This window comes from Solwaraspora sp. WMMD406 (assembly GCF_029626025.1).
In the GTDB taxonomy this organism is placed as follows: Bacteria; Actinomycetota; Actinomycetes; order Mycobacteriales; family Micromonosporaceae; genus Micromonospora_E.
Genome location: NZ_JARUBF010000001.1, coordinates 4,287,737 through 4,310,947 on the forward strand (window position 1 = coordinate 4,287,737; position 23,211 = coordinate 4,310,947).

Below are 23,211 nucleotides of genomic sequence, written 5' to 3' on the forward strand. Positions count from 1 at the left end.
GTTCGCCGCGAGTCCGCTCCGTGCCGGATGGCGGCACCCCGGACGGTCACCGCACGGGCACGGTCGTCGTCACCGTGGCCTGGTCGATGTCGGAGATCCGGATGGTGAACCGGACCTGCCAGTCGCCCGGGACCGGGAACGCGACGGCGCCGACGGCGTGGTTGCCCTGCAACCCGAGTAGCGGCGTGCTGACCGGCTCGACACCCTGCGCTGGCAACGCCGTGGTCATCGTCCACTCCTCCACGTCGAGTGGCGCGCCCTGCGGGGTGTACACGTAGGCGTGCACCGTGTTGTGTTCGCCGAGTTGTACGGGATAAATGTCGAACTGCAAGGTGTACAGCGAACTGGTCAGGGTCTGCGCGAAGCTGTCCTGTCCCAGCGCCTGCGCCTCGGCGACGGCGGTCCGCGCCGGTGTCGTCTGGACCAGCACGGCGCTGGCGGCGAGCGCCGTCACGGCCACCGCGACCTCGATGGCGACGACCCCGGTCAGCCGGCGGTGGTCGATCGGGTCCGGGCGGCGGACCAGCCGGCGAGCGTAGCCGGCGGCGATCAGCAGACCAGCGACCAGACCGACCTTGAGCAGGATCAAGCGGCCGTACCGGGTGGTCAGCAGGGCCGACACGGTCCCGGTCTCCAGCACGGCCTGGACCACCCCGGCCAGCAGCAGCCAGCAGACCGCGACCGTCGCCCAGGCCGACCAGACCGGCAGGATCCGGCCCATCAGACGGGGGTGGGCGCGGCGAAGCAGGACGCCGCCGAGAGCCACCAGGCCGCCGAGCCAGACGGCGACCGCGGCGATGTGGATCGTGTCGGCCACGACGCTGGCGGCGGGCACCGGCGCCGCCAGCGCGTGTCCGGTCAGCGGCCAGGTCGCCAACCCGGTTACGGCCAGCGCGAGCAGGGCGACCCGCCGGACGGTCCCGCCGCCGCCGGTCAGTGCCGGCGTGAGCAGCGCCGCGAGTACGGCGAGGATGCCTAGCCGGGCCAGTACCGTCAGCCCGTACCCGCTGGTCAGAACGGCGGCGAGGTCGGCGGTCGACACGTCGAACAGGGCACTGCCGCTGATGTACGGTGCGCGCACCCACAGCCCCGCGACGGTGGCCACGGCGATCAGCGTCAGTCCGGTACGGACCAGGCGGAGCCCGGGTCGGCGGGGCAGTCGCGGCGGCCAGAGCGCGACCAGCAGCAGCGCCGGTCCGACGGCGAGTACGACGCCGAGGTAGCCGACGAACGTGGTGGCGGCGACGGCGGCGGTCACCGAGGTGCGCTGGCCGTCGGGGTCGACCTGCGGCACCGTCGCCGACGGTGCCCCGACCGAGTAGGTGTAGCCGCCTCCGACGGGGTGCCCGTCCGCGGAGATGATCCGGTAACTGACGAGGTAGGTGCCGAGGGGCTGGTCGGGGATGCGGATTCCGGCTGTGATGGTGGCGCCGTCGACCCGGGGCTCGCCGTCGTTGATTCGCTTGCCGTCCGGCGCCAGGATCTGCAGTCGGCCGTCGATCAGCCGGACCGGCTCGGTGAAGGTCAGGACGACGACCCTGGGGGAGGTGCCGAGCACGGAGCCGGGAACCGGATCGGCGGTCACCAGCACGGCGTGCGCCGCCGCTGGTGTGGCGGGTGCGGCCAGCACTCCCAGGCCGGCGAGCAGCAGTCCCAACAGGAGCGCCCGGACGCGTCGGATCGGCCGGCGCGTCGGGACGGCCGACCGGGGGCGGTACCACCGTCCGGATTCCGCGTGTTCCACCTCAGGTAGTTCGGTTGGGCGGGGCGATCGGTTCAGCACGCGGGGACACTCCGGCCAGGTGGGGATGTGCCGGTGCGGCCGGCACGGACGACTGCCGCACGGAATGGTGCGCGATGCGGTCGCGGGGAGGCAAACGGCCGCGCCCGGCGGGGTGAAGCCGAGACATGGGTGTGGTGGCGCGACTCATTCCATCCTAGGACGCTATAGGGGATGTGACCCCTCCACCCACTCATGTCGACACCCGAAAACGAACTGCCGCCGACCCCCATCACCGGGGGTCGGCGGCAGTCCTGACTACCGGGTCTGCGGGTTCAGTCCTCCGACTGCGCGGAGTCCTGGCCGGCGTGCGAGAACAACACAGGCGTCACCGGTCGGGCGGGGGCGGTACGGGTGGCCATGGCGGGGGGCTGGTCACCGCGCTCCTGACCGGCCGGGGTGTGCTCGCCGGTCAGGACAAGCAGCTGGTAGGCGCGTTCGGCCGGCAGTCGGCCGGTGACGATCGCGATGCGCAGGGGGACGGGCGGTGTGCCGGCGACGACGGCGACGGGCAGGTCGAGCACCCGGGGATCGACCTGCTGGCTGGCGAGATGGCCGGCGGCGGCCGGTGGCAGGTCGCGCCACGGGCGGACGGTGTCCTCGGTGAAGCCGTGGCTGGCCCATTGTTCGGCTTCGGCGGAGACCCGCTCGGCGACGTGTGATGGGACGACGTCGCGTCCGCCGAGGTCGTCGCTGAGCAGCGCGCGGGCGAGTGGACTGAGCTCGGTGAGGGGGCACCAGCGGGTACGCGACGTGCTCCGGCGGGAGGTGCCGGTGGGGTGGGCACCGGCTGGCCGGTCGCGCCGGGCGGCTGGGTCGAGGTGGGCCGGCATGCCACCATCCAAGCATGATCGATTGCGGTTTGGCGGCAAGGGGTCCAGCTCGCGGCGGTCGCCGGCACTGATCGTAACCGCGTGGTGACGGGGCACCGGCGCGGTTTGCCCGCCGTGCCCCGGGGTAGCCGCGTCCGGTGGCAGCGGATGATCATCGAGGGGAGTCGTCGTCGGGTCAGGGCGCGTCCACGACGGAGCGCTGGGCGTACGGGTATCTGTACTTCGTGCAGACCGTCGGACCGGCTGACGGGGAGCGGTCACCGTCGGCGGGGCCGACGGTGACGGTGATCGCCGACGGCGCCGGACATCGCTGCGCGGTGCTGACCGGGCGGCGGTTGGAGGTTCTCGACGAGTTGGGCGCGCAGGGTTGGATCGTGACGGACGGGTTGTGGAATCCGGAGCAGGTGCGGTGGCTGGCGGAGGTGGTGGGCTCGGTCGAGGGGGTGGATCGGATGGTGGGCTATTGGCAGTCGTTCATGCGGCGGCGGGTGGTCGACGAGGGTGGGGGCGGCGGGTGAGTCGGCAGGTGAGGTGGGAAAGGCGGGTTATAGTGGCGCTCGCCAGGTGACAGGGCCCCTTGGGGGACCGCCGGGCTCGCTCGCCGCCGTGGTGTCGTCGGTCCGGTGGGACAGACCGGTCGGGGCGGGGAGAGGGAGTGTCGGTGTCGCATCCGTCTGCGCGGACCGGGTCGGCGCGGGCCGATGTGGTGACCCGAGTCGTGACAGTGCCGAATATTATCAGTTTTGTCCGTTTATTGGGTGTGCCGCTGTTCCTTTACCTTTTTCTGGTCCAGCGGGCCGACGTGGCGGCGATGGTGGTGCTGGCCGTCGGCGGCACGACCGACTGGGTGGACGGATTCGTGGCCCGGCGGATGCACCAGGTGTCGCGGCTGGGTGAGTTGTTGGATCCGCTGGCGGACCGCCTGTACATCCTGGCGACGTTGGTCGCGTTCACCGCCCGCGAGGTGATGCCGTGGCAGTTCACGGTGGCGTTGCTGAGTCGTGAGGTGCTGTTGGGTGGTTGTCTGCTGGTGCTGCGACGGTTCGGCTACGGCCCGCCACAGGTGCACTATGTAGGCAAGACAGCTACTTTTGTGCTGTTGGCGGCGTTCCCGGTGTTGTTGCTCTCCGCTGTGCTCGGCTTCGGTCCGGCAGCGACGGCGGCCGCCGCCATCGGGTGGGGCCTGGCCTGGTGGGGCCTGGTGTTGTACTGGCTGGCGGGTGTGCTGTACGGGTGGCAGACCGCGGTGTTGGTACGGTCCGCCGGGGCGAGGACGGAGCGGGCATGAGCGACGAGGGCCGGGACGGTCCGGCCGTACGGCGGGAGTACGCGCCGGATTTCCTCATCGAGTTGTTCCGCAGCCCGTTGGATCCGGGTTACGCCGACGCGGCGGCGCGCCGGGCGGTGCGGGGTCCTCGGCGGGGTTGGCGGGCGCTGGTGCCGAGGGTCGCGATGGCGTTGTCGATGGCGGCGGTGGGTTTCCTGTTCGTGTTGGCGTACCAGAAAACCGTGGCGGAGGAACCGAGCCGGTCGCAGGCGCGGTCGGGTCTGGTGGCGCAGGTGACGCAACGCCAGTCGGAGACCGACGAGTTGCAGCGTCGGGCGGACGAGTTGCGGGACGCCGTGGCCCGCGAGCGGGACGCCGCGTTGAGTGGTTCACAGGCGGCGGGCCTGCGGGATCTGGAGGCGGCGGCGGGGCTGGCCCGGGTGCGCGGCGACGGCGTGATAGTACGGTTGACCGACGCGCCGGAGTCGGTGGATCCGGTGACCGGCGTGGGGGCGAACGATTTGGGTCGGGTGTTGGACCGGGATCTGCAGGATGTCGCGAACGCGTTGTGGAGCGCTGGTGCGGAGGCGGTGTCGATCAATGGTCAGCGGTTGACCGCGACGTCGACGATCCGGGCGGCGGGTAACGCGATCCTGGTGGACTTCCGGCCGGTGACCGGGCCGTACGAGGTGTCGGCGATCGGTCCGGGGAGGTTGGACGAGGATTTCGCCGACAGTCAGGCGGCGGCGTTGTTGCGGCTGGTGTCCGACGAGCACGGGTTGTCGTTCGAGGTGCGGTCGGCTGATGATCTGATGTTGCCGGCCGCAGGTGAACCTCGGTTGCGCTATGCCAGTCCGGCGTCGCCGGCACCGGGTCCGTCTGTCGCCGCCTCGGGAGGAACGCGATGATCGCCGTGCTGGCGTTGCTCGTCGGAATGCTGTTGGGCGTCTATTTCGATCCGGTGGTGCCGGCGGTGTTGCAGCCGTATCTGCCGATCGCGGTGGTCGCGGCGTTGGACGCGGTGTTCGGTGGGGTGCGGGCGAAGCTGGACGGGATCTTCGATGACAAGCAGTTCGTGATCTCGTTCATTTCGAACGTGCTGGTGGCGGGTGTGATCGTGTACCTGGGTGACCAGTTGGGGGTGGGTGGCCAGTTGTCGACCGGTGTGGTCGTGGTGTTGGGGGTGCGGATCTTCGGTAACGTCGCGGCGATCCGTCGGCATCTGTTCCGGGCGTGAGGATCTTCGAGGCGATGGCGGTACGTAGGCAGACGGGTACGGGGTGGCCGGAGGCGGCTGATCGGTCGCCTCGGCCGACTGGCGTCGGGTCAGCGACCGGCGCGTCCGAGCCGGCCGAGACCGGCGCGACGTCAGTCGGGTCGGCGTCGCCGCCGGCCGGTCCGGTGGGCGATCCGCCGCCGGCTGGTTCCGGTGGGCGGCGGGGCGGGCCGCGACTGTCGTCGGCCGGTCTGATCATCGTGGTGTTGCTGGTGTTGCTGGGTTTCACGTTCGTGGCGCAGGTGCGCAGCACGGCCACGGATCCGACGTTGACCGCTGCCCGACAGGAGGACCTGGTCCGGATCTTGTCCGATCTGGAGGCGCGTGAGGAGCGTCTGCGGCAGGACATCGCCGAGTTGGAGGAGAGTCAGCGGCAGTTGACCTCGGGCGCGCAGGGGCGTGAGGCGGCGTTGGCGGAGGCGTCGCGGCGGGCGGACGAGTTGGGTGTTCTGGGTGGCAGTCTGCCGGCGGTGGGGCCGGGTCTGCGGGTGCGTTTCACGGCGGGTGCCGAGCCGTTGCGGGCGGCGGCGTTGTTGGACGCGGTGCAGGAGTTGCGGGGTGCGGGCGCGGAGGCGATGCAGATCAGCGGTGGTAGTGGCCGGTCGGTGCGGCTGGTGGCGAGTAGTTATTTCCTGGACGTCGACGGGGGAGTGGAGGTCGATGGTCAGCGGTTGACGGGGCCGTACGAGATCCTGGTGATCGGTGAGGCGACGACGATGCGGACGGCGTTGAACATTCCGGGTGGGGTGGTCGCGTCGGTCTCGGGTGACGGCGGTACGGTGATCGTCGAGGAACGTGAGGTGGTCGAGGTGTCGACTCTGAGCGAGCCGAGGGTGTTGCGTTACGCGCGTCCGGTCTCCTGATCGGCGGGTGCTCGGGTCGGTTCGCCGGCGCGGGGCGGTTGTCAGTGGTGAGTGTCGAGGACCGAGGGACCGGGCGTGATTCCAGACGATCTGCGGTACACCGCGGAGCATGAGTGGGTGGCGGGTGACGGCACCGGGCCGGTGCGGGTCGGTATCACCCATTTCGCGCAGGACGCGTTGGGTGACATCGTGTTCGTCGAGTTGCCGCAGGTCGGTGCGCAGCTGTCGGCCGGTGCGGTGTGCGGTGAGATCGAGTCGACCAAGAGTGTGTCGGAGATTTACGCCCCGGTGAGCGGCACGGTGGTGGCGCGTAACGAGGTCTTGGTCGACGCGCCGGAGACGGTGAACTCGGATCCGTACGGTGCCGGGTGGTTGTTGCAGGTGGAGCCGGTGGACGCGGGTGCGATCGAGGGGTTGCTCGACGCGGCGGCGTATCGGGAACTCACCGAACGCTGAGGTGTGACCGTCCGCAAGGTATGTTGTGCCCGCGAGTCTTGTTGACCCTTGTTTTCGGCGCTGGCTAGGCTCGCCCAGTCGACCGAGAAGCTAACAACAGTTGAGCGTTGTGGGAAATGTGCCGTACGGCACTGGGGAGCCCGCGCACCGGCCCTGTTCGCGGGTCCGGGGTTGTGGGTGACCCGGAGAGCCCCGACGCCGACCGAACAGATCCGTGAGGTGGTCCATGACGCGCCCAGACGACGAGTTCCCCCCGCTCGACGTCACGTCGACGTTGAACCTTGGTTCGCTCGACGAAGTGCTGGAGGGGCCGGACACCGATGTGGTGCCGAGTCGGATGTCTGGTTCGTTGCCGCCGGGAATGGCGTTGCTGGTGGTGCGGCGTGGTCCGAACGCGGGGGCGAGGTTCCTGCTGGATCATGACGTGACGACCAGTGGCCGGCATCCGGACAGCGACATTTTCCTTGACGATGTGACGGTGTCGCGGCGGCACGCGGAGTTCCACCGTGATGGCGGTACCTTCACGGTGCGCGATGTGGGTAGCCTGAACGGCACCTATGTCAATCGTGAGCGGGTGGAGGCGGCGACCCTGAGCAACGGTGACGAGGTCCAGATCGGGAAGTTCCGGTTGGTCTTCATCGCCGGTCCGCGGCCGGACGAGGAGGTTGGCCGCGGTTGAGGTTCGGGGCGCGGACGGAGCTGGCTTCGTGCGCGGTACGTGGCTGACGCCGGCTGGTGAGCCGGGGGTGTCGTGGTGACTGAGCAGGCGGCGGCCCGGGACGGCGCGGTCGCGGCTGCGCTGATGAGTATCGGTGAGGTGCTGGCGCAGTTGCGTCCGGAGTTCCCGGACACCACCATCTCGAAGCTGCGGTTCCTGGAGGCCGAAGGGCTGGTGGAGCCGCGGCGGACGCCGTCGGGCTACCGGAAGTACAGCTGGGACGATGTGGCGCGGCTGCGGTTCGTGTTGACGGCGCAGCGGGATCAGTACCTGCCGTTGCGGGTGATCCGGGAGCAGTTGGCGCAGCGGGACGAGCCGGCGTCGCGGGCGCGGCCGACGTTGGTGGCGGTGAGCCCGTCTGGTGAGGTGCCGTCGCGGCCGGTGGCGGAGCCGGTGGATTCCCGGTTGAGTCGGGCGGATCTGCTGGGGCGTAGTGGGTTGGAGCCGGCGGTGTTGGCCGAGGTGGAGCGGCTGGGTCTGGTGGTGGCGGTGGCGCCGGGCTGGTACGACGCGGACGGGTTGGCGGTCGCTGTCGCGGTGGCCGGGTTGTTGCGGCACGGGTTGGAGGTGCGTCACCTTCGGGCGGTGCGGGCGGCGGCGGATCGGGAGGTCGGGTTGTTCGCCCAGTTGGTGGCGCCGTTGGCGCGGCAGAGTGATCCGGCCGCGCGCGCTCGGGCGGCGGAGACGGCTCGGGAGTTGATCGGGTTGTCTCAGCAGTTGCATGCCGCGTTGGTGCGGGCTGGTCTGCGTGAGACGCTCGGCCGGTGAGGTGCTCGGCGCGACCAGACGGCTGTCTGTTCGTCCGTGTACCGTGCAGGGAGGGGCGGGAGCGGGATGGACGACGACGACACGGAGGCGGCGGTGCGTGAGCTGAGCGTGGTCGGGGTTCGGGTGGAGTTGCCCACCAACCAGCCGATCGTGCTGCTGCGGGAGGTCGACGGGGACCGTTACCTGCCGATCTGGATCGGTGCGGTGGAGGCTACCGCGATCGCCTATGAGCAGCAGGGTGTGAAGCCGGCCCGGCCGTTGACCCATGATCTGTTGCGGGACATCCTGGCGGCGTTGCGGGCGCCGTTGCGGGCGGTGGAGATCACCGAGTTGAAGGACAACGTGTTCTACGCCGATCTGTTGATCGGGGACAGTGTGCGGGTGTCGGCTCGGCCGAGCGATTCGATCGCGTTGGCGTTGCGGGTCGGGGCTCCGATTCGTTGTGCTGAGCAGGTGCTCTCGGAGGCGGGCATCGTCATTCCGGACGAGCAGGAGGACGAGGTCGAGAAGTTCCGGGAGTTCCTGGATCAGGTGCGGCCGGAGGACTTCGCGGGGTGACCGGGCGGCCCGGTGTGGTTGCCGTGGTCGCCTTCGCGTACGCGCGCCGTTGCCGCCCGTACGCGGCGTGTCGCGCCTCGCGTTCCTGGTTCGGGTGGTGTCTGGCGTTAGGGTGGCCATGTCGATGGGCTCATGTTCCGTCCGGGTGTGGGCCGCACTGACGGGGAGGTTGCCGTATGCCCGAGCAGCGAGAGCCTGACCCGGGATCGTCTGATCATCCGGGCTCGTCCGAGGGTTCGTCGGGCGGCGGGCTGGACGACGACCTGGTTGGCTACCGGGGAGTCACCGCGTGTCACGCGGTCGGGATCAGTTACCGACAGTTGGACTATTGGGCGCGGACGTCGCTGGTGGTGCCGAGTGTGCGGGACGCGGCGGGTTCGGGATCGCAGCGGCTGTACTCGTTTCGTGACCTGGTGGTGTTGAAGGTCGTGAAGCGGCTGCTCGACGCCGGGGTGTCGTTGCAGAACATCCGTAAGGCGATCGAGACGTTGCGGTCGCGCGGGGTAGCCGATCTGGCCGGGATCACGTTGATCTCCGATGGCACGACGGTGTACGAGTGCCGCTCTCCGGAAGAGGTCGTCGATCTGTTGCAGGGCGGCCAAGGGGTGTTCGGGATCGCGATCGGTGGGGCGTTCAAGGAGATCCAGGGTTCGTTGTCGCAGTTGCCGGCGGAGCCGGCGGTGGCCGAGTCGGTTTCGGCTGATCCGTCGGCGGTGGTGGACGTCAGCGACGAGTTGGCGGCCCGGCGTGCCCGGCGGCGCGCCGGCTGACCCAGCGCCGGCCGCGGTCGTCGGCCGTGTCGGCCGGGCGTCGCCCCTGTGGTGTGGTCGGGCCGGCGGGTCACGGTGATCGACGTCACCGCAGCGCGGTGGCCGGGCAGCCGGTAGCGTGGACGTCGCCGCGTACCTGCGTGGGAGAGACCGTCGCTGTCCGGTGACGGCGCCGAAGGGGCAAATCCTCCCCGGAACCTCTCAGGCAAAAGGACCACCCGGGTTGGCGACTCTGAAGGCGACGGCGCCGACAGAGGGGGAGGTTGCCCGTCGACCTCACCCCGGGAGCCGCCTGGTGTCCACGTCGTCTTCGTTCGCCGACCGTCACATCGGCCCTGATCAGGCAGCCGCGCGCCGCATGCTCGACGTCGTCGGTTTCGCCAGCGTCGACGACCTGATGGACGCCGCGATTCCCGAGGTGATCCGCTGGCGGGACCGGCTCGATCTGCCGGAGCCGATGGACGAGCCGCAGGTGACGGCGGCGCTGCGGGAACTCGCCGCCGCCAACACGCCCGCCGTGTCGATGATCGGCCTGGGTTATCACGGCACCCACACCCCGGCGGTGATCCGCCGTAACGTGTTGGAGAATCCGGCCTGGTACACCGCCTACACCCCGTACCAGCCGGAGATCAGTCAGGGCCGGCTGGAGGCGCTGCTGACGTTCCAGACGATGGTGGCGGACCTGACCGGGCTGGCGACGGCGAACGCGTCGATGTTGGACGAGGCGACCGCCGCGGCGGAGGCGATGGCGTTGGCGCGGCGGGTGTCGGCGTCGACCAGCGCCGTGTACGTCGTCGACGCCGGCGCGTTGCCGCAGACGGTCGCGGTGCTGCGCAGCCGCGCCGAGCCGCTCGGTGTCGACGTGCGGGTGTGTGACGTCTCCGGTGACCTGCCGGGGGAGTACTTCGGGATGCATCTGCAGTTCCCGACGGCGTCGGGTCTGCTGCGCGACGACCGGGCGGTGGTCGCGGCGGCGCACGCCGTCGGGGCGGTGGTGACCGTCGCCGCGGATCTGTTGGCGTTGACGCTGCTGCGTCCGCCGTCGGCGATCGGCGCGGACATCGCGGTAGGCACCAGCCAACGGTTCGGGGTGCCGATGGGTTTCGGGGGGCCGCACGCCGGTTACCTGGCGGTGCGCGCCGGCTTGGAACGGATGCTGCCGGGCCGGCTGGTCGGGGTGTCACGGGACGCCGACGGCCGGCGCGCCTACCGGCTGGCGTTGCAGACCCGGGAGCAGCACATCCGCCGGGAGAAGGCGACCAGCAACATCTGCACCGCGCAGGTGCTGCTGGCGGTGCTGGCCGCGATGTACGCCGTCTACCACGGGCCGCAGGGGCTGCGGGCGATCGCGGAACGCACCCATGGCATGGCGGCGCGGTTGCGGGCCGGGTTGCGGGCCGGTGGGGTGTCCGTCGGCGACGGGCCGCTGTTCGACACGGTGACGGCGACCGTGCCCGGCGGCGCCGGGCGGGTGGTGGCGGCCGCGGCGGCGCGGCGGGTCAACCTGCGGCTGGTCGACGCGGACACGGTCGCGGTCACCTGTGACGAAACGACCACCGAGGCGCATCTGGCGGCGGTGTGGGCGGCGTTCGGGGTGGCGCCGTACGTCGGTGACGTCGACGAGCCGATCCCGGCCGGGTGGCGGCGCGACGACGACATCCTGGCCCATCCGGTGTTCCACGACCACCGCAGCGAGACGGCGATGCTGCGGTACCTGCGTCGGCTCGCCGGGGTCGACTACGCCCTGGACCGGGGGATGATTCCGCTGGGTTCGTGCACGATGAAGCTGAACGCGGCGGTGCAGATGGAGCCGATCAGCTGGCCGGGGTTCGCCGATGTGCATCCGCTGGCGCCGGCGGAGCAGACCGTCGGCTACCGGCGGCTGATCGGTGAGCTGGAGACCTGGCTGGCGGAGGTGACCGGCTTTGACGCGGTCAGCGTGCAGCCCAACGCCGGTTCGCAGGGGGAGTTGGCGGGGTTGCTGGCGATCCGCGGCTACCACCGGCAGCGGGGGCAGGCCGGTCGGGACGTGTGTCTGATCCCGTCGTCGGCGCACGGCACCAACGCGGCGAGCGCGGTGATGGCCGGGATGCGGGTGGTGGTGGTCGGCTGCGACGCCGACGGCAACGTCGACGTGGCCGACGCGCAACGGTTGATCGACGCCCACCGTGACACCCTCGCGGCGATCATGGTGACGTATCCGTCGACGCACGGCGTCTACGAGGAAGGCATCGCGGATCTGTGCGCCCGGGTGCACGACGCCGGCGGGCAGGTGTACGTCGACGGGGCGAACCTCAACGCGCTGCTCGGCTACGCCCGGCCAGGCCGGTTCGGTGCCGACGTGTCGCATCTGAACCTGCACAAGACGTTCTGCATTCCGCACGGCGGCGGCGGCCCGGGGGTGGGGCCGGTGGCGGTCCGCGCCCATCTGGCTCCGTTCCTGCCGGCGGATCCGATGGGCGGCGGCACCGGCCCGGTGATTTCGGCCGCCCGGTACGGGTCGGCGGGCATCCTGCCGATTCCGTGGGCGTACCTGCGGTTGATGGGCACCGATGGTCTGGTGCGGGCGACCGGGGCGGCGGTGTTGGCCGCCAACTACGTCGCGGCCCGGCTGCGCGGGCACTACCCGGTGTTGTACAGCGGCAACAAGGGGCTGGTCGCTCACGAGTGTGTGCTGGATCTGCGGTCGTTGACGAAGGCGACCGGCGTCACCGTGGAGGACGTGGCGAAACGGCTGATCGACTACGGTTTCCACGCCCCGACGATGTCGTTTCCGGTGGCGGGCACGTTGATGGTGGAGCCGACCGAGAGTGAGGACCTGGCCGAACTGGACCGGTTCTGCGCGGCGATGATCGCGATCCGGGCCGAGATCGACCAGGTGGCGCAGGGGGTGTGGTCGGTGGCGGACAGTCCGCTGCGGCAGGCACCGCACACCGCGGCGCTGGTCACCGCCGACGACTGGCCGTACCGGTATCCGCGGTCGGTGGCCGCGTATCCGGTGCCGGCGCTGCGGGCGGACAAGTACTGGCCGCCGGTGCGGCGGGTCGAGGGCGCCTACGGGGACCGGAACCTGGTGTGTGCGTGTCCGCCGCCGGAGGCGTTCGCCCAGTGAGTCAGCACCTCATGCCGCGGCCCGGCAGCGACCTCGTCGGCGTCACCGGAGCCACCGGGCGTCTCGGCGGGCGCGTCGCACACCGCTTGGCCGCTGCCGGCGCCGCTCAACGTCTGCTGGTGCGCGACCCGGCTCGTGCCCCCGAACTGCCCGACGCCTGCGCCGTACGGGCCGACTTCCCGGGCCGCGATGTCGCAGCGGGTCGTTAGAGTCGCCAGCCATGGGACTCCTGACCTTCAGCCTCAACGTCACCCTGGACGGTTGCGTCGACCACCGGGAGGGGATCGCCGACGACGAGACACGCGCCCTGTTCACCCGCCTCATGGACGCCAGCGGGGCGATGCTGTGGGGCCGGGTCACCTACGAGATGATGGAGAGCCACTGGCCGGCCGTCGCCCGCGGTGACGGGCAGGCGCCGCCGGCCGTCCGCGACTGGGCGGTCAAGCTGGAGGCCAGACCCAAATATGTGGTGTCGTCGACACGCAGCGACTTCCCCTGGGCCAACAGCCACCACATCGGCGGCGATCTGCGTGAGGGCGTGCGCAAGCTCAAGGACGCGACCCCGGCCGGGGTCCTCCTCGGCAGCGGCACGCTGGCGACCGCGCTCGACCGGCTGGACCTGATCGACGAATACCAGCTGCTCGTCCACCCGAGGATCGCCGGCCACGGCCCGACCCTGCACCAGGGCGGACTGCCCGGCACCCGCCGGCTCGAACTGCTCTCGGCACAACCGCTGCGCAACGGCGCCGTGGTCATGCACTATCGCCGCGCCCGCTGAACCACCGGGAACGCGTCGCCGTGAGTCGACCGGTGGCGTCGCGTCGCGCTCTTCGGGACATGTCCTCGTCGTCGAGGCGTCCGTCGGCGCCGCGCGGCGAGCGCGAGGTGGCCGCGCCGATCGAGGCGGTCGGTCATCGACGAATCGTCGGGCGACACGCCGAGGACCGGCCGGGGTGCGGCCGGTGCGGGTGGCGGTGGATCGGCGGCTCGACGGTGAGCCAACGGTGCGCGGAGGCGGCACCGGATGCGACGGGACATCGGTGGCTCCACCCGGGTGGAGTGCTTCCCCTGTGGTGTGGCGTCGCGGGGGAGACGGTGTGGCCGGGGGGCGGGTCCGGGGCGGCGCCATCGCCGCCCGGGGGCGCTACGCGGTCAGGCAGCCAGGGCGTGCCGGGCGGGGCCGCGGTGCGGTGCGATGCTGCTGCCGTCGGGCAGAAGCTCGCCGGTGTCCTCGAAGACGATCACCCCGTTGCAGAGCAGACTCCAGCCCTGCTCGGGGAAGCAGGCGATCACCCGCGCGGCTTCCCGGTCGGTGGCCTCAGCTGAGGGACAGTGTGGTTGATGCTGGCACATCGGGTTCTCCGGACTGTGGGGGGTGCTGTGTCATGGTTCACATGACCAGTGATGAACGTTACCAAGCCGAACGACGCGCTTCCGAGCAAGTAACGGTCGGAACGCCGCGAAATCCTCCCTTCGGATGAGGCACATCGACCCGGTCGGCGTGGAAACGCTCCCAGATGATGATGGTACGCCCCGACCGCATCCCGGCCCCGCCCCACGACACCCCCGGCGCACGCGCCACTAGCATCACCGTCATGACGATGCGTGCCATCCGCGTCCTCGGCGACCCCGTCCTGCGTACCCCCGCCGAACCGGTCACCCACTTCGACGCCGCCCTGCGCGCCCTCGTCACCGACCTGATGGACACCCTGCTCGGCGCCCCCGGACGCGCCGGGGTCGCCGCCCCCCAGATCGGCGTCAGCGCCCACGTGTTCGTCTACGACGCCGACGGCCACCGCGGCCACGTCGTCAACCCCGCCATCGACCTGCACGGCGTCGACCCCGCCACCGACCCGGACAGCGACGACGTCGACACCGACGACGAAGGCTGCCTGTCCATCCCCGGCCTGTACTTCCCGACCCCCCGCGCCCGCCGCGCCACCGTCCGCGGCGTCGACCAGCACGGCGAACCCGTCACCGTCACCGGCACCGGGTTCCTCGCCCGCGCCCTGCAACACGAAACCGACCACCTGGACGGCCGCCTCTACGTCGACACCCTGCGCGGCGACACCCGCCGCCGGGCGTTGCGCGAGATCCGCTCAGCCGCCTGGGCCCGCCGCTGACCCGCCGTGTCCGCCGCTCACCACAGCCGGCCACAACCGGCCCGGACGACGCTCACAACACCACCATCCGGGGATGGGGATGGCGCAGGAAGTCGTGGTGCGAGATGTCCCAGCCGTACGCTCCGGCCCGACCGAACACCACCACGTCACCGGCCCGCACCCGCGCCACCGGCTGATCCCGACACAACACGTCCCGAGGCGTACACAACTCACCCACCGCGTCCACCGCCACCCCCGCCGCCTCCGGACGCGGAAACGCCCACCCGTCCCGATCCACCGGCACCACCGCGAACGGATGGCTGTACCCCCACGCCGCCGGCAACCGGAAATGGTGCGTCCCGCCCCGCACCACCACGAACCACCGACCGTGGGTGCGTTTCACATCCACCACCTCGGCCGCGTACCACCCCGCGTCGGACACCAACAACCGACCCGGCTCGAACACCAACCGCACCCCCGCCGGCACCGCCACCCCCGCCAACCCGGCCCGCAACACCTCCAGGTCGAACCGCCCCGAACCCACATGATCCACCCCGAACCCGCCGCCCACGTTCACGTACTCCAACGCCACCCCGAACCGCCGCGCCGCCGCGACCGCCCACCGCACCGACCCGTCCACGAACCGCACATGCGCCGCCGCGTCCAGATTGTTCGACACCGCGTGCAGGCTGAATCCCACCACCCGTACCCCCGCCGACCCCGACGCCACCGCCAGCACCTCACCCAACTGCTCCTCGTCCACCCCGAACGGCGTCGGCACCCCCGCCATCCGATGACTACCCGCCACCCCGCCACCACGCCGGTTCACCCGCACCCCCACCTGCGCCACCACGCCCGCCGCCCGCGCCACCGCGTCCAGCCGCCGCAACTCCCAACCGCTCTCCACATTCACCGTCGCGCCCGCCGCCACCGCCGCCCGCAACAGCTCATCGGTCTTCGCCGGCCCACCACACACCACCTGACGGGCCCCCGCCGCCACCGCCACCGCCAACTCACCCCCCGACGCCACCTCCACCCCGTCGGTCACCCGCGCCAACTCCGCCACCACCTCCGGATGGCCGTTGGCCTTCATCGCGTACAGCAGCACCGCGCCCGCCGGCAACGCCGCCCGCACCGCAGCCGCCGCCGCCCGCACCGCAGCCCGGTCGTACACGTACGCGCACACCGGATCCGGCTCGGCCGCCAACCCCCGCACCGCCGCGACCACCCGATCTGGCACCACCACCACCATCACCACCGCCTCACACCCGACGACGGCGACGCCCCCGTGAACCCGCCGTCGGCGATCGGATTACGCACCGGCACGTACACGTCACCCGACCCCGCCAACCGCATCCGCACCAACGCCTTGTGCGCCACCATCGGCGCCGTCAACGCCGCGTGATCCTCCGCCGCCCACCCCGCACACCCCGGATCCGAGCGCAACCCGTCGTACACCTCGTCCACCACCGCCCGCACCGCCCGCCACCCCGCCGCCTCGTCCAACCCGTGCGACCCCACCAACCCCACCACCACCTCACCCACATGCGCCTGCAACGCCGTGTACCCCACCTTCGCCCGCATCACCCGCGGATCGTCCGTGACCACCACCGACCCCGGCGCCAACTCCACCACCACCCCCGCCGCCGCCAACCGCGACCGCAACAACCGCAACCCCGCGAAATCCCGCACCACCAACCGGTACGGCACCCCACCCCGAAACGTCGGCAGACAGTTCTGCAGATGCGCCTCCAACGCCACCCCGAACCGCGTCGCCAACCGCAACAACGGCGGCAACACCACCCCCGCGTACGCCCCCACGAACGCCAACGCCGCCGCCGGACGATCCGCCAACCCCCGCACCCGCGCGAACTCGTCCACCCGCGCCGACAACACCCCCGCCGTCGCCAACGCCACCCCCGACACCGGCACCTCACCCGCCCCCACCACCCCCGCCAACCCGTCCCGCACGATCACCGACACGTCCCGACCCGACCCCACCCGCACCGCCGCGCCCGCCACCTCCGGCAACAACACCAACCGCGCCGCCGCCACCTCGTCACCGGCCACCAACCCCGCCAACACCCGCGACAACACCGGCCCGTTGCGCGTCGACGCCACCGAGATCGTCCGCCGCGTCGACGTCACCTGAATGTCCAACGACACCTTCAGATACCGCCGCCGCCCATCCGCACCCGCCGGCAACAACACCGTCCGCACCGCCGCCGTCGGCACCGCCGGCAACACCTGCGGCAACACCCGCATCACGCCCGCCCGGACCAGATCCGCGTACCGGTCCCGCAGCACCGCCGCCCACTGCCACACATGCACCGGCCGCACCACCCATCCCGGCGGCGCCACCGGCACCTGCGGATACCACCGGGCCAACAGCCCCGACACGTCGTCACCGACGCACAGATCGGCCCGCACCGCCACGAACCCCACCCCCGTGCCCGGCGACTCGACATCGTGGGCCAACACGTCCGCCACCGACCACCCCAACCGGGTACGGCCACAGGGATGCAGATTGTGCCCCCGCAACGCCGCCGCCCGCTCCACGCCCGCCACCCACCCGTCCACCTCGCCGACCGCGGCCGTCGACCACCCGGCGACCGGCACCGGAGGGCGCGCCGCCGCCACCGCCAGGTTCACCACGGCGTTGGTCAACTCCGCCGCCAACGCCCAACCCCGCCGATCCCACACCGACACCGGCAACACATCCACCGGATCGTCCCCACTCCACCCATAAGCTGCGAAACGGTCGAAACCATGCCAACGGCCCGACGAAAACCGGTCCCGCGCCCCCGAAACGTCCTCCCGACACAACGCGTCCACCAACCGACCCCCCACCACCCGCGCCGCCCACGGCACCGCCGCCCGGAACCCCGCCACCAACTCCGGCGCCACCCGACCCAACTGCCCGGCCGCCGCCTCCACCGCCACCGGCAACCGCCCCGCACCCGCCCCACACCCACACCACCGACCCGCCGCCACCACCGACACCCCGCTCACCCCAACCCCGCCAACGGATTGTCCACCCACGCCCACCGCACCGCCAACGGATCCGCCGCCAACCGCATCGACAACGTCGCCTTCACCGGCCACCGCCCCCCGAACACCTCCCGCGCCACCACCCGGCGCACCGACACCGGTAACCCCGCCACCACCTGCCGCACCCGCCCCGCCACCGCCGCCCACAACCGGGCCGGCTCCACCCCGAACTCCCGCGCAAGCACCGCCACCACCTCACCCAACGCCACCCCCACCGCCGCCCACGCCGTCACCCGCACCTCCACCGGATCGACACACTCCACATCGCCCGCCAGACGCGGCACCACACCCCACACCGCTGCCAACCGCGACACATCCACCCGAACCCCACCCACATCCCGATACCACACACCCACCAACCGGCCACCCCGCACCACCACCAACACGTTCTGCCCATGCGCCTCCAACCCCACCCCCCACCCCGCCATCGTCACCACCGGCCCACACAACACCCCCGCCAGATCCGCCACGAACCCCACCGGATCCCCGCCGTACCCCGCCCGTACCAACCCCGCCACCACCGACGGCCCACCCGGCACCCCCAGCGGCGCCGCCAACGCCGCCACCGGCAACACCTGCGACCCCGCCCGCACCCGCGGCACCCGCCGCCACACCACCGCCAACGACCGGCACCAGCCCCCGTCGACCACCACCGCACCCGCCGCCACCTCCGGCAACACCCGCAAACCCGACATCCGCCCCGCCAACCCCGTCAACAACCCCGTCACCACCGGACCATTACGCACCGCCGCCGGCGACACCGTCCGCACCGCACTCGTCATCTGCACGTCCACCGCCGTCTTCACCTGCCACGACCCGTCACCCACCGACACCGTCCGCAACGACATCAACGGCCGCCCCCGCACCACCCGCCCCGTACGCCGCAACCCCGCCACCCCCGACACCACATGCTCGGCCTGCCACGGATGCACCGGCAACACCGGCGGCAACCGCACCCCCGTACTCACCCACCGATCCACCGGCACCGCCACCAACTCCAGACCCACCACCCGCCCGTGCTCCGGCCCGTACCGCAACACCTCCGCCGTCGACATACCCACCCGCGTCCGGCACCCCGGATGCAACGGATGCCCGTCCACCACCACCTGCTCCCACTCCACCGCCGACCGCACCACACCACCATCACCACGCCCCGCCGCCGCCGTCCGCCCCGCCCGAGCCAACGCCAGGTTCGCCACACTGTTGGCCACCTCACCGGCCACCACGTCCGCACCCGACACCCCCAACGCCGCCACCACCTCCGCCGGATCCGCACACTCCCGCCCCTGCACCGACACCCGCAGACCCGCACCCACCACCGCGAACGGCTCCGCCGCCGCCACCGGCCCCACCACCCGCCGGCCATCCACCAACTCCACCACCAACCGATCCGACACCACCCGCCGCGACACCACCGGCGGCAGCGGCTCCCGGGCCACCGCCCCCCACACCCGCGCCAACACCGCCGCCCGCGCCCCCGGAACCGCCGCCACCAACTCCGCCACCAACTCCGGCCGATCCCGACCCACCGCCGCCACCGTCGCCGCGACATCCGGACACACCACACCCGCCACCGGCCGCATCACACCCTCCTTTCGACAACCGAAGACCGCCACCAGCATTGTCGACCACCACCGGCACCCGCAGGACCCGACCCACCCCGCCCGCTACCAGCCACCCGCAGGACCCGACACCCCCACCCGGCCACCACCCCGTAGGGTGCTCACGTGCGCATGGCCACCTTCAACCTGCTGCACGGACGCTCACCACACGACGGCCGCGTCGACGCCGACCGGCTCACCGCCGCCGTCACCACCCTCGACGCCGACATCCTCGCCGTCCAGGAAGCCGACCGCGCCCAACCCCGCAGCGGCCACCTCGACCTCACCGCCCTGGCCGCCACCGCCCTGGCCGCCCCCCACCACCGCTTCGCCGCCGCCATCGTCGGCACCCCCGGCGAACAGTTCCGCACCCCCGACCACGACCACGACGGACGACACGAACCCTGCTACGGCATCGGCCTCATCAGCCGCTACCCGGCCCGACACTGGCAGATCACCCGGCTCGACCCCGCCCCGCTGCGCTCACCCGTACTCACCGCCGACCCCGACCCCCGACTCATCCTGCTCCGCGACGAACCCCGCGTCCTGCTCACCGCCGTACTCGACACCCCCCACGGACCGCTCACCGTCGCCACCACCCACCTGTCGTTCGTCCCCGGCTGGAACCTGCGCCAGCTCCGCACCGTCGTCCGCACCCTCCGGCTGCTGCCACCCCCACGGATCCTGCTCGGCGATCTCAACATGCCCGCCGCTGTCGCGGCCACCATCACCGGCTGGCGGCCCCTCGCCCGGCGCCCCACCTACCCGGCCGTCCGACCCCGCGTCCAACTCGACCACATCCTGCTCGACCCGCGCGGCGCCCCGCCGGCCCTCGGCACCGTCACCGCCGTCGACACACCGCCCCTGGACGTCTCCGACCACCGGGCGCTCCTCGTCACCGTCGCCACCCCCACGCCGCCGGCTCAGTCACCGCCGCCCACCACCCGCCGCAACGACTGATTCGTCCGGTTCGACCGCACCGCCGCCCGTTGCTGACCAGCCGTCACCTCGATGTAATTCTGACTCGACGTCAGACTCCCGTGACCCAGCAGCCGCATGATCTCCGCCGCGCTCGCCCCGTCCTCGGCCAACCGGGTCGCGAACGTGTGCCGCAACGCGTGCAACTGGGCGCCACGCGGCACCCGCTCGGTGATCCCGGCCCGCCGGAAACACGACCGGACCAGATACTGCAGCGCGCCGCGCCGCATCGCTGCTCCGGCCCGGTCCACCAGCAGCATGTCCTGGTCGCGCACCGACCGGCCGCCGAACCGCCGCCGCCGGCTCGCCAGATACGCCCGCACCACCGCGTCCAGCTCCGGCTCGATCGGCACCGTCCGCAGCCGCCCGCCCTTGCCCGTCACCTCGATCCGGCGTTCACCGCTGCGTCCGGCCAGGGAACCGACCCGCAGGGCGAGCAGTTCCCCCAACCGCAGGCCGGCGCACAACGCCAACGCAATCACCAGCAGATCCCGCTCCGGCCACGGATCGCGCTGCCGTTCGTCGCCACGGGCCGCGGCCGCGAGCAGCGTCTCCGGTGTCTCCTCGCCACGGAGCGGTTTCGGCAGCGGCAGGGGAGCGCGCGGGCGACCCACCGCCGGCATCGGGTTACCGGCGACCACGCCCTCGGCGACCAGGAACGTGAAGAACGAATTCCAGGTCGACCAGGCGCGGTGGACCGACGCGGGGGCGCGGGGCGCGGCGAACCGGGCGAAAGCCCCCCGCAGCGTACGGGCGTCCAGGGCGTCGAGCGGCAGGTCGGCCCAGGCCAGGGGAGCGGGGGACCAGGTGTCGGCGATCAGCCGCAGCACCGAGGTCAGGTCCCGGCGGTAGGCCTGCAGGGTGTGTGGGGAGGGTTTCCGGGAGGCGCGGTCGGCCAGGAACTCGTCGACCCAACTCGCTGCGGACAACATCGCAAAATGGTGCATAACGGATATTATGCACCATTCTTCACGGTCGCGGATAGTGGGCGGCCGCCGGAGAAGGGGAGCGCCGCGCCGGTGGGGGGTGACGCGACACCCGGGTCGCGTCGCACCGACGCGACCGCGCGCACGACAGCCGCGCCGCCGGCACCGGGCGCGTCCGACGTCGCGGGCCGCGCGATGACGGCGTGCGACACCGAGCCGTACGGAGCCCGGGCCGGCGAGGCCGCCGGGCGAAGTTCCGACCGGGCAGGTAAGTCGTGGCGTTCGTCGGCGACCGCCCGTGTTCGCCTCGCTCCGGACACGGCCCGGCGCCCGCTTAGTTGACATAATGTATATTATCGGACCAGTAAGAACAGCAGCACTCAGCAGCATGATCAGCGGAGACGGTCACAGGCCGCCGGCGACCCGGATCACCGTACCGGTGGTGTAGGACGCCTCCGGACCGAGCAGCCAGGCGATCGCGCCGGCGATCTCGTCCGGCTGGCCGGCGCGCCGCAGCGGCACCATCGGCGCGATCCGGGCCGGTCGCCCCGGTTCGCCCGACTGGGCGTGGATGTCGGTCCACACCGTGCCGGGCGCGACGCCGTTGACCCGGATGCCCCGCGGCCCGAGCTCCTTGGCCAGTCCGACGGTGAGGGTGTCGGCGGCGGCCTTGACCGCCGCGTAGTGGACGTACTCGCCGGGGCTGCCGAGCGTCGCAGCGGCCGAGGAGACGTTGACGATCACCCCGCCGCTGGTCATCCGCCGGGCGGCCTGTTGGGCGCAGAGGACGTAGCCGACGAGGTTGACGTCGACGACCCGGCGCAGGTCGTCCAGGGTGAGGTCGACGAAGGGGCCGATGCGGCTGGTGACGCCGGCGTTGTTGACCAGTCCGGTGAGGGCGCCGAGCTCGGCGGCGGCGTCGAACAGCGCGGCGACGGCGTCGGGGTCGGTGGTGTCGACCGGTACGGCGACGGCCCGGCGTCCGGCATTCCGTACGGCGTCGCGGACGGCGTGGGCGGCGGCGGCGTCCCGGCGGTAGCCGATGGCGAGGTCGTGTCCGGCGGTGGCCAGGCGGCGTACGGTGGCGGCGCCGATTCCCCGGCTTCCGCCGGTGACCACGGTGACCAGTGCCATCGGTGCTCCTCTCCCCTGTTCCCCTGTGGGGTGTCGCCGGGTCCGGTTCTTTTCCGGTGGGGTGACGTTACCGCCGTCCCGGCTGGGCAATGACAGACCCATGGCGCACACGCGGGTGTTGGTGCTGGGCAGCGGCGGGGTGACCGGGGTGGCCTGGCAGGTCGGGGTGCTGTCCGGGTTGGCTGAGGCCGGGGTGGACGTCACCGACGCGGATCTGGTGATCGGCACGTCGGCGGGTGCGGTGGTGGGCGCGCAGGTGTGCGCGGGGGCCGACGTCGCGGCGTTGTACGCGGGACAGGTGGCGCCCGGGGTGTCGTCGTCGGAGCGGATGGGGGTGCGGGCGGTGTCGGCGCTGGCGTGGGCGGCGGTGTGCAGCCGGGACGGGCGGCGGGCGCGGGCCCGGATCGGCCGCTACGCGGTGGCGGCGGCGACGATGCCGGAGGCGGCGCGGCGACCGGTGTTCGAGGCGGCGTTGCCGGCGTCGGCGTGGCCGGATCGTCCGTTGTGGGTGACGGCGGTGGACGCGGTGACCGGCGAGTTCGTGGTGTTCGACGGTGGTCCGGTGGATGGCGGCCCGGTGGACCTGGTGGACGCGGTGGGGGCGAGTTGCGCGGTGCCCGGTGTGTGGCCGCCGGTGACGATCGGTGGTCGGCGGTTCATGGACGGCGGGATGCGGTCGGCGGCGAACGCGGATCTGGCGGCCGGGTTCTCGTCGGTGGTGGTGCTGGCGCCGATCACGTGGGGCCTGGGGTGGTTGCCGCCGGTGTCGCGGCAGGTGGCGGGGTTGTGCTCGGGTGCGGTGGCGGTGGTGACGCCGGATCGGTCAGCGCGGCGGGTGATCGGGCGTCGGTTGCTGGATCCGGCGCGGCGGCCGGGTGCGGCGCGGGCCGGTCGTCGGCAGGGTCTGGCGGTGGCCGACGTGGTGCGGCGGGTGTGGAAGGCTGCGGGCCGGTCGTCGGGCTGATCGGTCGGGGGTCGCTTCGAGGGTGTCGGCGGCGGCTGGTAGTAAGGCAGGAAT

General features: G+C 71.9%; 24 protein-coding genes and 1 riboswitch. Of the genes, 16 read left to right on the top strand and 8 right to left on the bottom strand.

From position 1 onward, the window contains the following. Positions 1-46 precede the first annotated feature (46 nt). Both O7632_RS18690 and O7632_RS18695 read right to left on the bottom strand, forming a co-directional pair. Positions 47-1,657 (bottom strand): copper resistance protein CopC, encoded by a 1,611-nt coding sequence (locus O7632_RS18690; RefSeq protein ID WP_347403582.1) that lies wholly within the window; start codon positions 1,655-1,657, stop codon positions 47-49. 398 nt (positions 1,658-2,055) lie between these two features. Beyond that, positions 2,056-2,613: a hypothetical protein gene (locus tag O7632_RS18695; RefSeq protein WP_278116040.1), complete on the bottom strand. Its 558-nt coding sequence runs from the start codon at positions 2,611-2,613 to the stop codon at positions 2,056-2,058. 137 nt (positions 2,614-2,750) lie between these two features. Between O7632_RS18695 and O7632_RS18700 the strand changes: the two genes are divergently transcribed. The 13 genes from O7632_RS18700 (at position 2,751) to O7632_RS18760 (ending at position 13,179) form a co-directional block, all read left to right on the top strand. Then, positions 2,751-3,131: a hypothetical protein gene (locus tag O7632_RS18700; protein WP_278116041.1), complete on the top strand. Its 381-nt coding sequence runs from the start codon at positions 2,751-2,753 to the stop codon at positions 3,129-3,131. Between the two features lie 143 nt (positions 3,132-3,274). Then, positions 3,275-3,901, top strand: coding sequence for a CDP-alcohol phosphatidyltransferase family protein (locus tag O7632_RS18705; protein ID WP_278116042.1), 627 nt, complete (start codon positions 3,275-3,277; stop codon positions 3,899-3,901). After that, the gene (locus O7632_RS18710) at positions 3,898-4,788 is read left to right on the top strand and encodes a DUF881 domain-containing protein (RefSeq protein WP_278116043.1); all 891 of its coding nucleotides are present in this window, start codon (positions 3,898-3,900) and stop codon (positions 4,786-4,788) included. The genes O7632_RS18705 and O7632_RS18710 overlap by 4 nt, the downstream gene beginning before the upstream one ends. Further along, positions 4,785-5,117, top strand: a complete 333-nt coding sequence (locus tag O7632_RS18715) for a small basic family protein (RefSeq protein WP_278116044.1) — start codon at positions 4,785-4,787, stop codon at positions 5,115-5,117. The genes O7632_RS18710 and O7632_RS18715 overlap by 4 nt, the downstream gene beginning before the upstream one ends. A gap of 14 nt (positions 5,118-5,131) precedes the next feature. Next, positions 5,132-6,019, top strand: coding sequence for a DUF881 domain-containing protein (locus tag O7632_RS18720; protein WP_278120174.1), 888 nt, complete (start codon positions 5,132-5,134; stop codon positions 6,017-6,019). A 75-nt stretch (positions 6,020-6,094) separates the two neighbouring features. Continuing rightward, entirely contained in the window at positions 6,095-6,475 is a 381-nt protein-coding gene (gene gcvH, locus O7632_RS18725; protein ID WP_278116045.1) for a glycine cleavage system protein GcvH, read from the top strand. A 226-nt stretch (positions 6,476-6,701) separates the two neighbouring features. Continuing rightward, entirely contained in the window at positions 6,702-7,154 is a 453-nt protein-coding gene (locus O7632_RS18730; RefSeq protein WP_278116046.1) for an FHA domain-containing protein, read from the top strand. Positions 7,155-7,277: 123 nt separating this feature from the next. Further along, entirely contained in the window at positions 7,278-7,961 is a 684-nt protein-coding gene (locus tag O7632_RS18735) for a MerR family transcriptional regulator (protein ID WP_278120175.1), read from the top strand. 93 nt (positions 7,962-8,054) lie between these two features. After that, positions 8,055-8,519 carry a bifunctional nuclease family protein gene (locus tag O7632_RS18740; protein WP_278120177.1) on the top strand — a complete coding sequence of 155 codons (465 nt, stop codon included), beginning with the start codon at positions 8,055-8,057 and terminating at the stop codon, positions 8,517-8,519. Between the two features lie 176 nt (positions 8,520-8,695). Further along, complete coding sequence (locus O7632_RS18745; protein ID WP_278116047.1) at positions 8,696-9,289, top strand: MerR family transcriptional regulator; 594 nt, start codon at positions 8,696-8,698, stop codon at positions 9,287-9,289. Positions 9,290-9,420: 131 nt separating this feature from the next. Then, a riboswitch (glycine riboswitch) is annotated at positions 9,421-9,516 on the top strand. 68 nt (positions 9,517-9,584) lie between these two features. Then, positions 9,585-12,401 (top strand): aminomethyl-transferring glycine dehydrogenase, encoded by a 2,817-nt coding sequence (gene gcvP, locus O7632_RS18750; RefSeq protein WP_278116048.1) that lies wholly within the window; start codon positions 9,585-9,587, stop codon positions 12,399-12,401. Beyond that, positions 12,398-12,610 carry an NmrA family NAD(P)-binding protein gene (locus tag O7632_RS18755; protein ID WP_278116049.1) on the top strand — a complete coding sequence of 71 codons (213 nt, stop codon included), beginning with the start codon at positions 12,398-12,400 and terminating at the stop codon, positions 12,608-12,610. Before gcvP ends, O7632_RS18755 begins: the two co-directional genes overlap by 4 nt. Before the next feature lie 11 nt (positions 12,611-12,621). Then, entirely contained in the window at positions 12,622-13,179 is a 558-nt protein-coding gene (locus O7632_RS18760; RefSeq protein WP_278116050.1) for a dihydrofolate reductase family protein, read from the top strand. 374 nt (positions 13,180-13,553) lie between these two features. On the opposite strand, the gene O7632_RS18765 is transcribed toward O7632_RS18760, so the two are convergent. Then, positions 13,554-13,754 (bottom strand): DUF5999 family protein, encoded by a 201-nt coding sequence (locus O7632_RS18765; RefSeq protein ID WP_278116051.1) that lies wholly within the window; start codon positions 13,752-13,754, stop codon positions 13,554-13,556. A 242-nt stretch (positions 13,755-13,996) separates the two neighbouring features. Between O7632_RS18765 and O7632_RS18770 the strand changes: the two genes are divergently transcribed. Next, a complete protein-coding gene (locus O7632_RS18770) occupies positions 13,997-14,524 on the top strand; it encodes a peptide deformylase (protein WP_278116052.1) in 528 nt (175 codons plus the stop codon). Positions 14,525-14,576: 52 nt separating this feature from the next. Here the strand turns inward: O7632_RS18770 and O7632_RS18775 are convergent, their stop codons facing one another. The 3 genes from O7632_RS18775 to O7632_RS18785 are packed head-to-tail and all read right to left on the bottom strand — an operon-like array spanning position 14,577 to position 19,137. Next, on the bottom strand, positions 14,577-15,743 hold the full coding sequence (locus O7632_RS18775) for an alanine racemase (protein ID WP_278116053.1): 1,167 nt from the start codon (positions 15,741-15,743) through the stop codon (positions 14,577-14,579). Positions 15,744-15,754: 11 nt separating this feature from the next. After that, positions 15,755-17,515 carry an IucA/IucC family protein gene (locus O7632_RS18780; protein ID WP_278116054.1) on the bottom strand — a complete coding sequence of 587 codons (1,761 nt, stop codon included), beginning with the start codon at positions 17,513-17,515 and terminating at the stop codon, positions 15,755-15,757. After that, positions 17,512-19,137 carry an IucA/IucC family protein gene (locus tag O7632_RS18785; RefSeq protein ID WP_278116055.1) on the bottom strand — a complete coding sequence of 542 codons (1,626 nt, stop codon included), beginning with the start codon at positions 19,135-19,137 and terminating at the stop codon, positions 17,512-17,514. The genes O7632_RS18780 and O7632_RS18785 overlap by 4 nt, the downstream gene beginning before the upstream one ends. Positions 19,138-19,281: 144 nt before the next feature. On the opposite strand from O7632_RS18785, the gene O7632_RS18790 reads away from it, so the two are divergent. Beyond that, a complete protein-coding gene (locus O7632_RS18790; RefSeq protein ID WP_278116056.1) occupies positions 19,282-20,115 on the top strand; it encodes an endonuclease/exonuclease/phosphatase family protein in 834 nt (277 codons plus the stop codon). Here the strand turns inward: O7632_RS18790 and O7632_RS18795 are convergent. Together O7632_RS18795 and O7632_RS18800 are read right to left on the bottom strand one after the other, a co-directional pair. Then, the gene (locus tag O7632_RS18795; RefSeq protein ID WP_278116057.1) at positions 20,079-21,065 is read right to left on the bottom strand and encodes a tyrosine-type recombinase/integrase; all 987 of its coding nucleotides are present in this window, start codon (positions 21,063-21,065) and stop codon (positions 20,079-20,081) included. The two genes, O7632_RS18790 and O7632_RS18795, sit on opposite strands and share 37 nt — an antisense overlap. 399 nt (positions 21,066-21,464) lie before the next feature. After that, positions 21,465-22,193 (bottom strand): SDR family oxidoreductase, encoded by a 729-nt coding sequence (locus O7632_RS18800; RefSeq protein WP_278116058.1) that lies wholly within the window; start codon positions 22,191-22,193, stop codon positions 21,465-21,467. Positions 22,194-22,293: 100 nt separating this feature from the next. Here O7632_RS18800 and O7632_RS18805 point away from each other — a divergent pair, with 100 nt between their 5' ends. Beyond that, positions 22,294-23,157: a patatin-like phospholipase family protein gene (locus O7632_RS18805; RefSeq protein ID WP_278116060.1), complete on the top strand. Its 864-nt coding sequence runs from the start codon at positions 22,294-22,296 to the stop codon at positions 23,155-23,157. Positions 23,158-23,211: the final 54 nt, after the last annotated feature.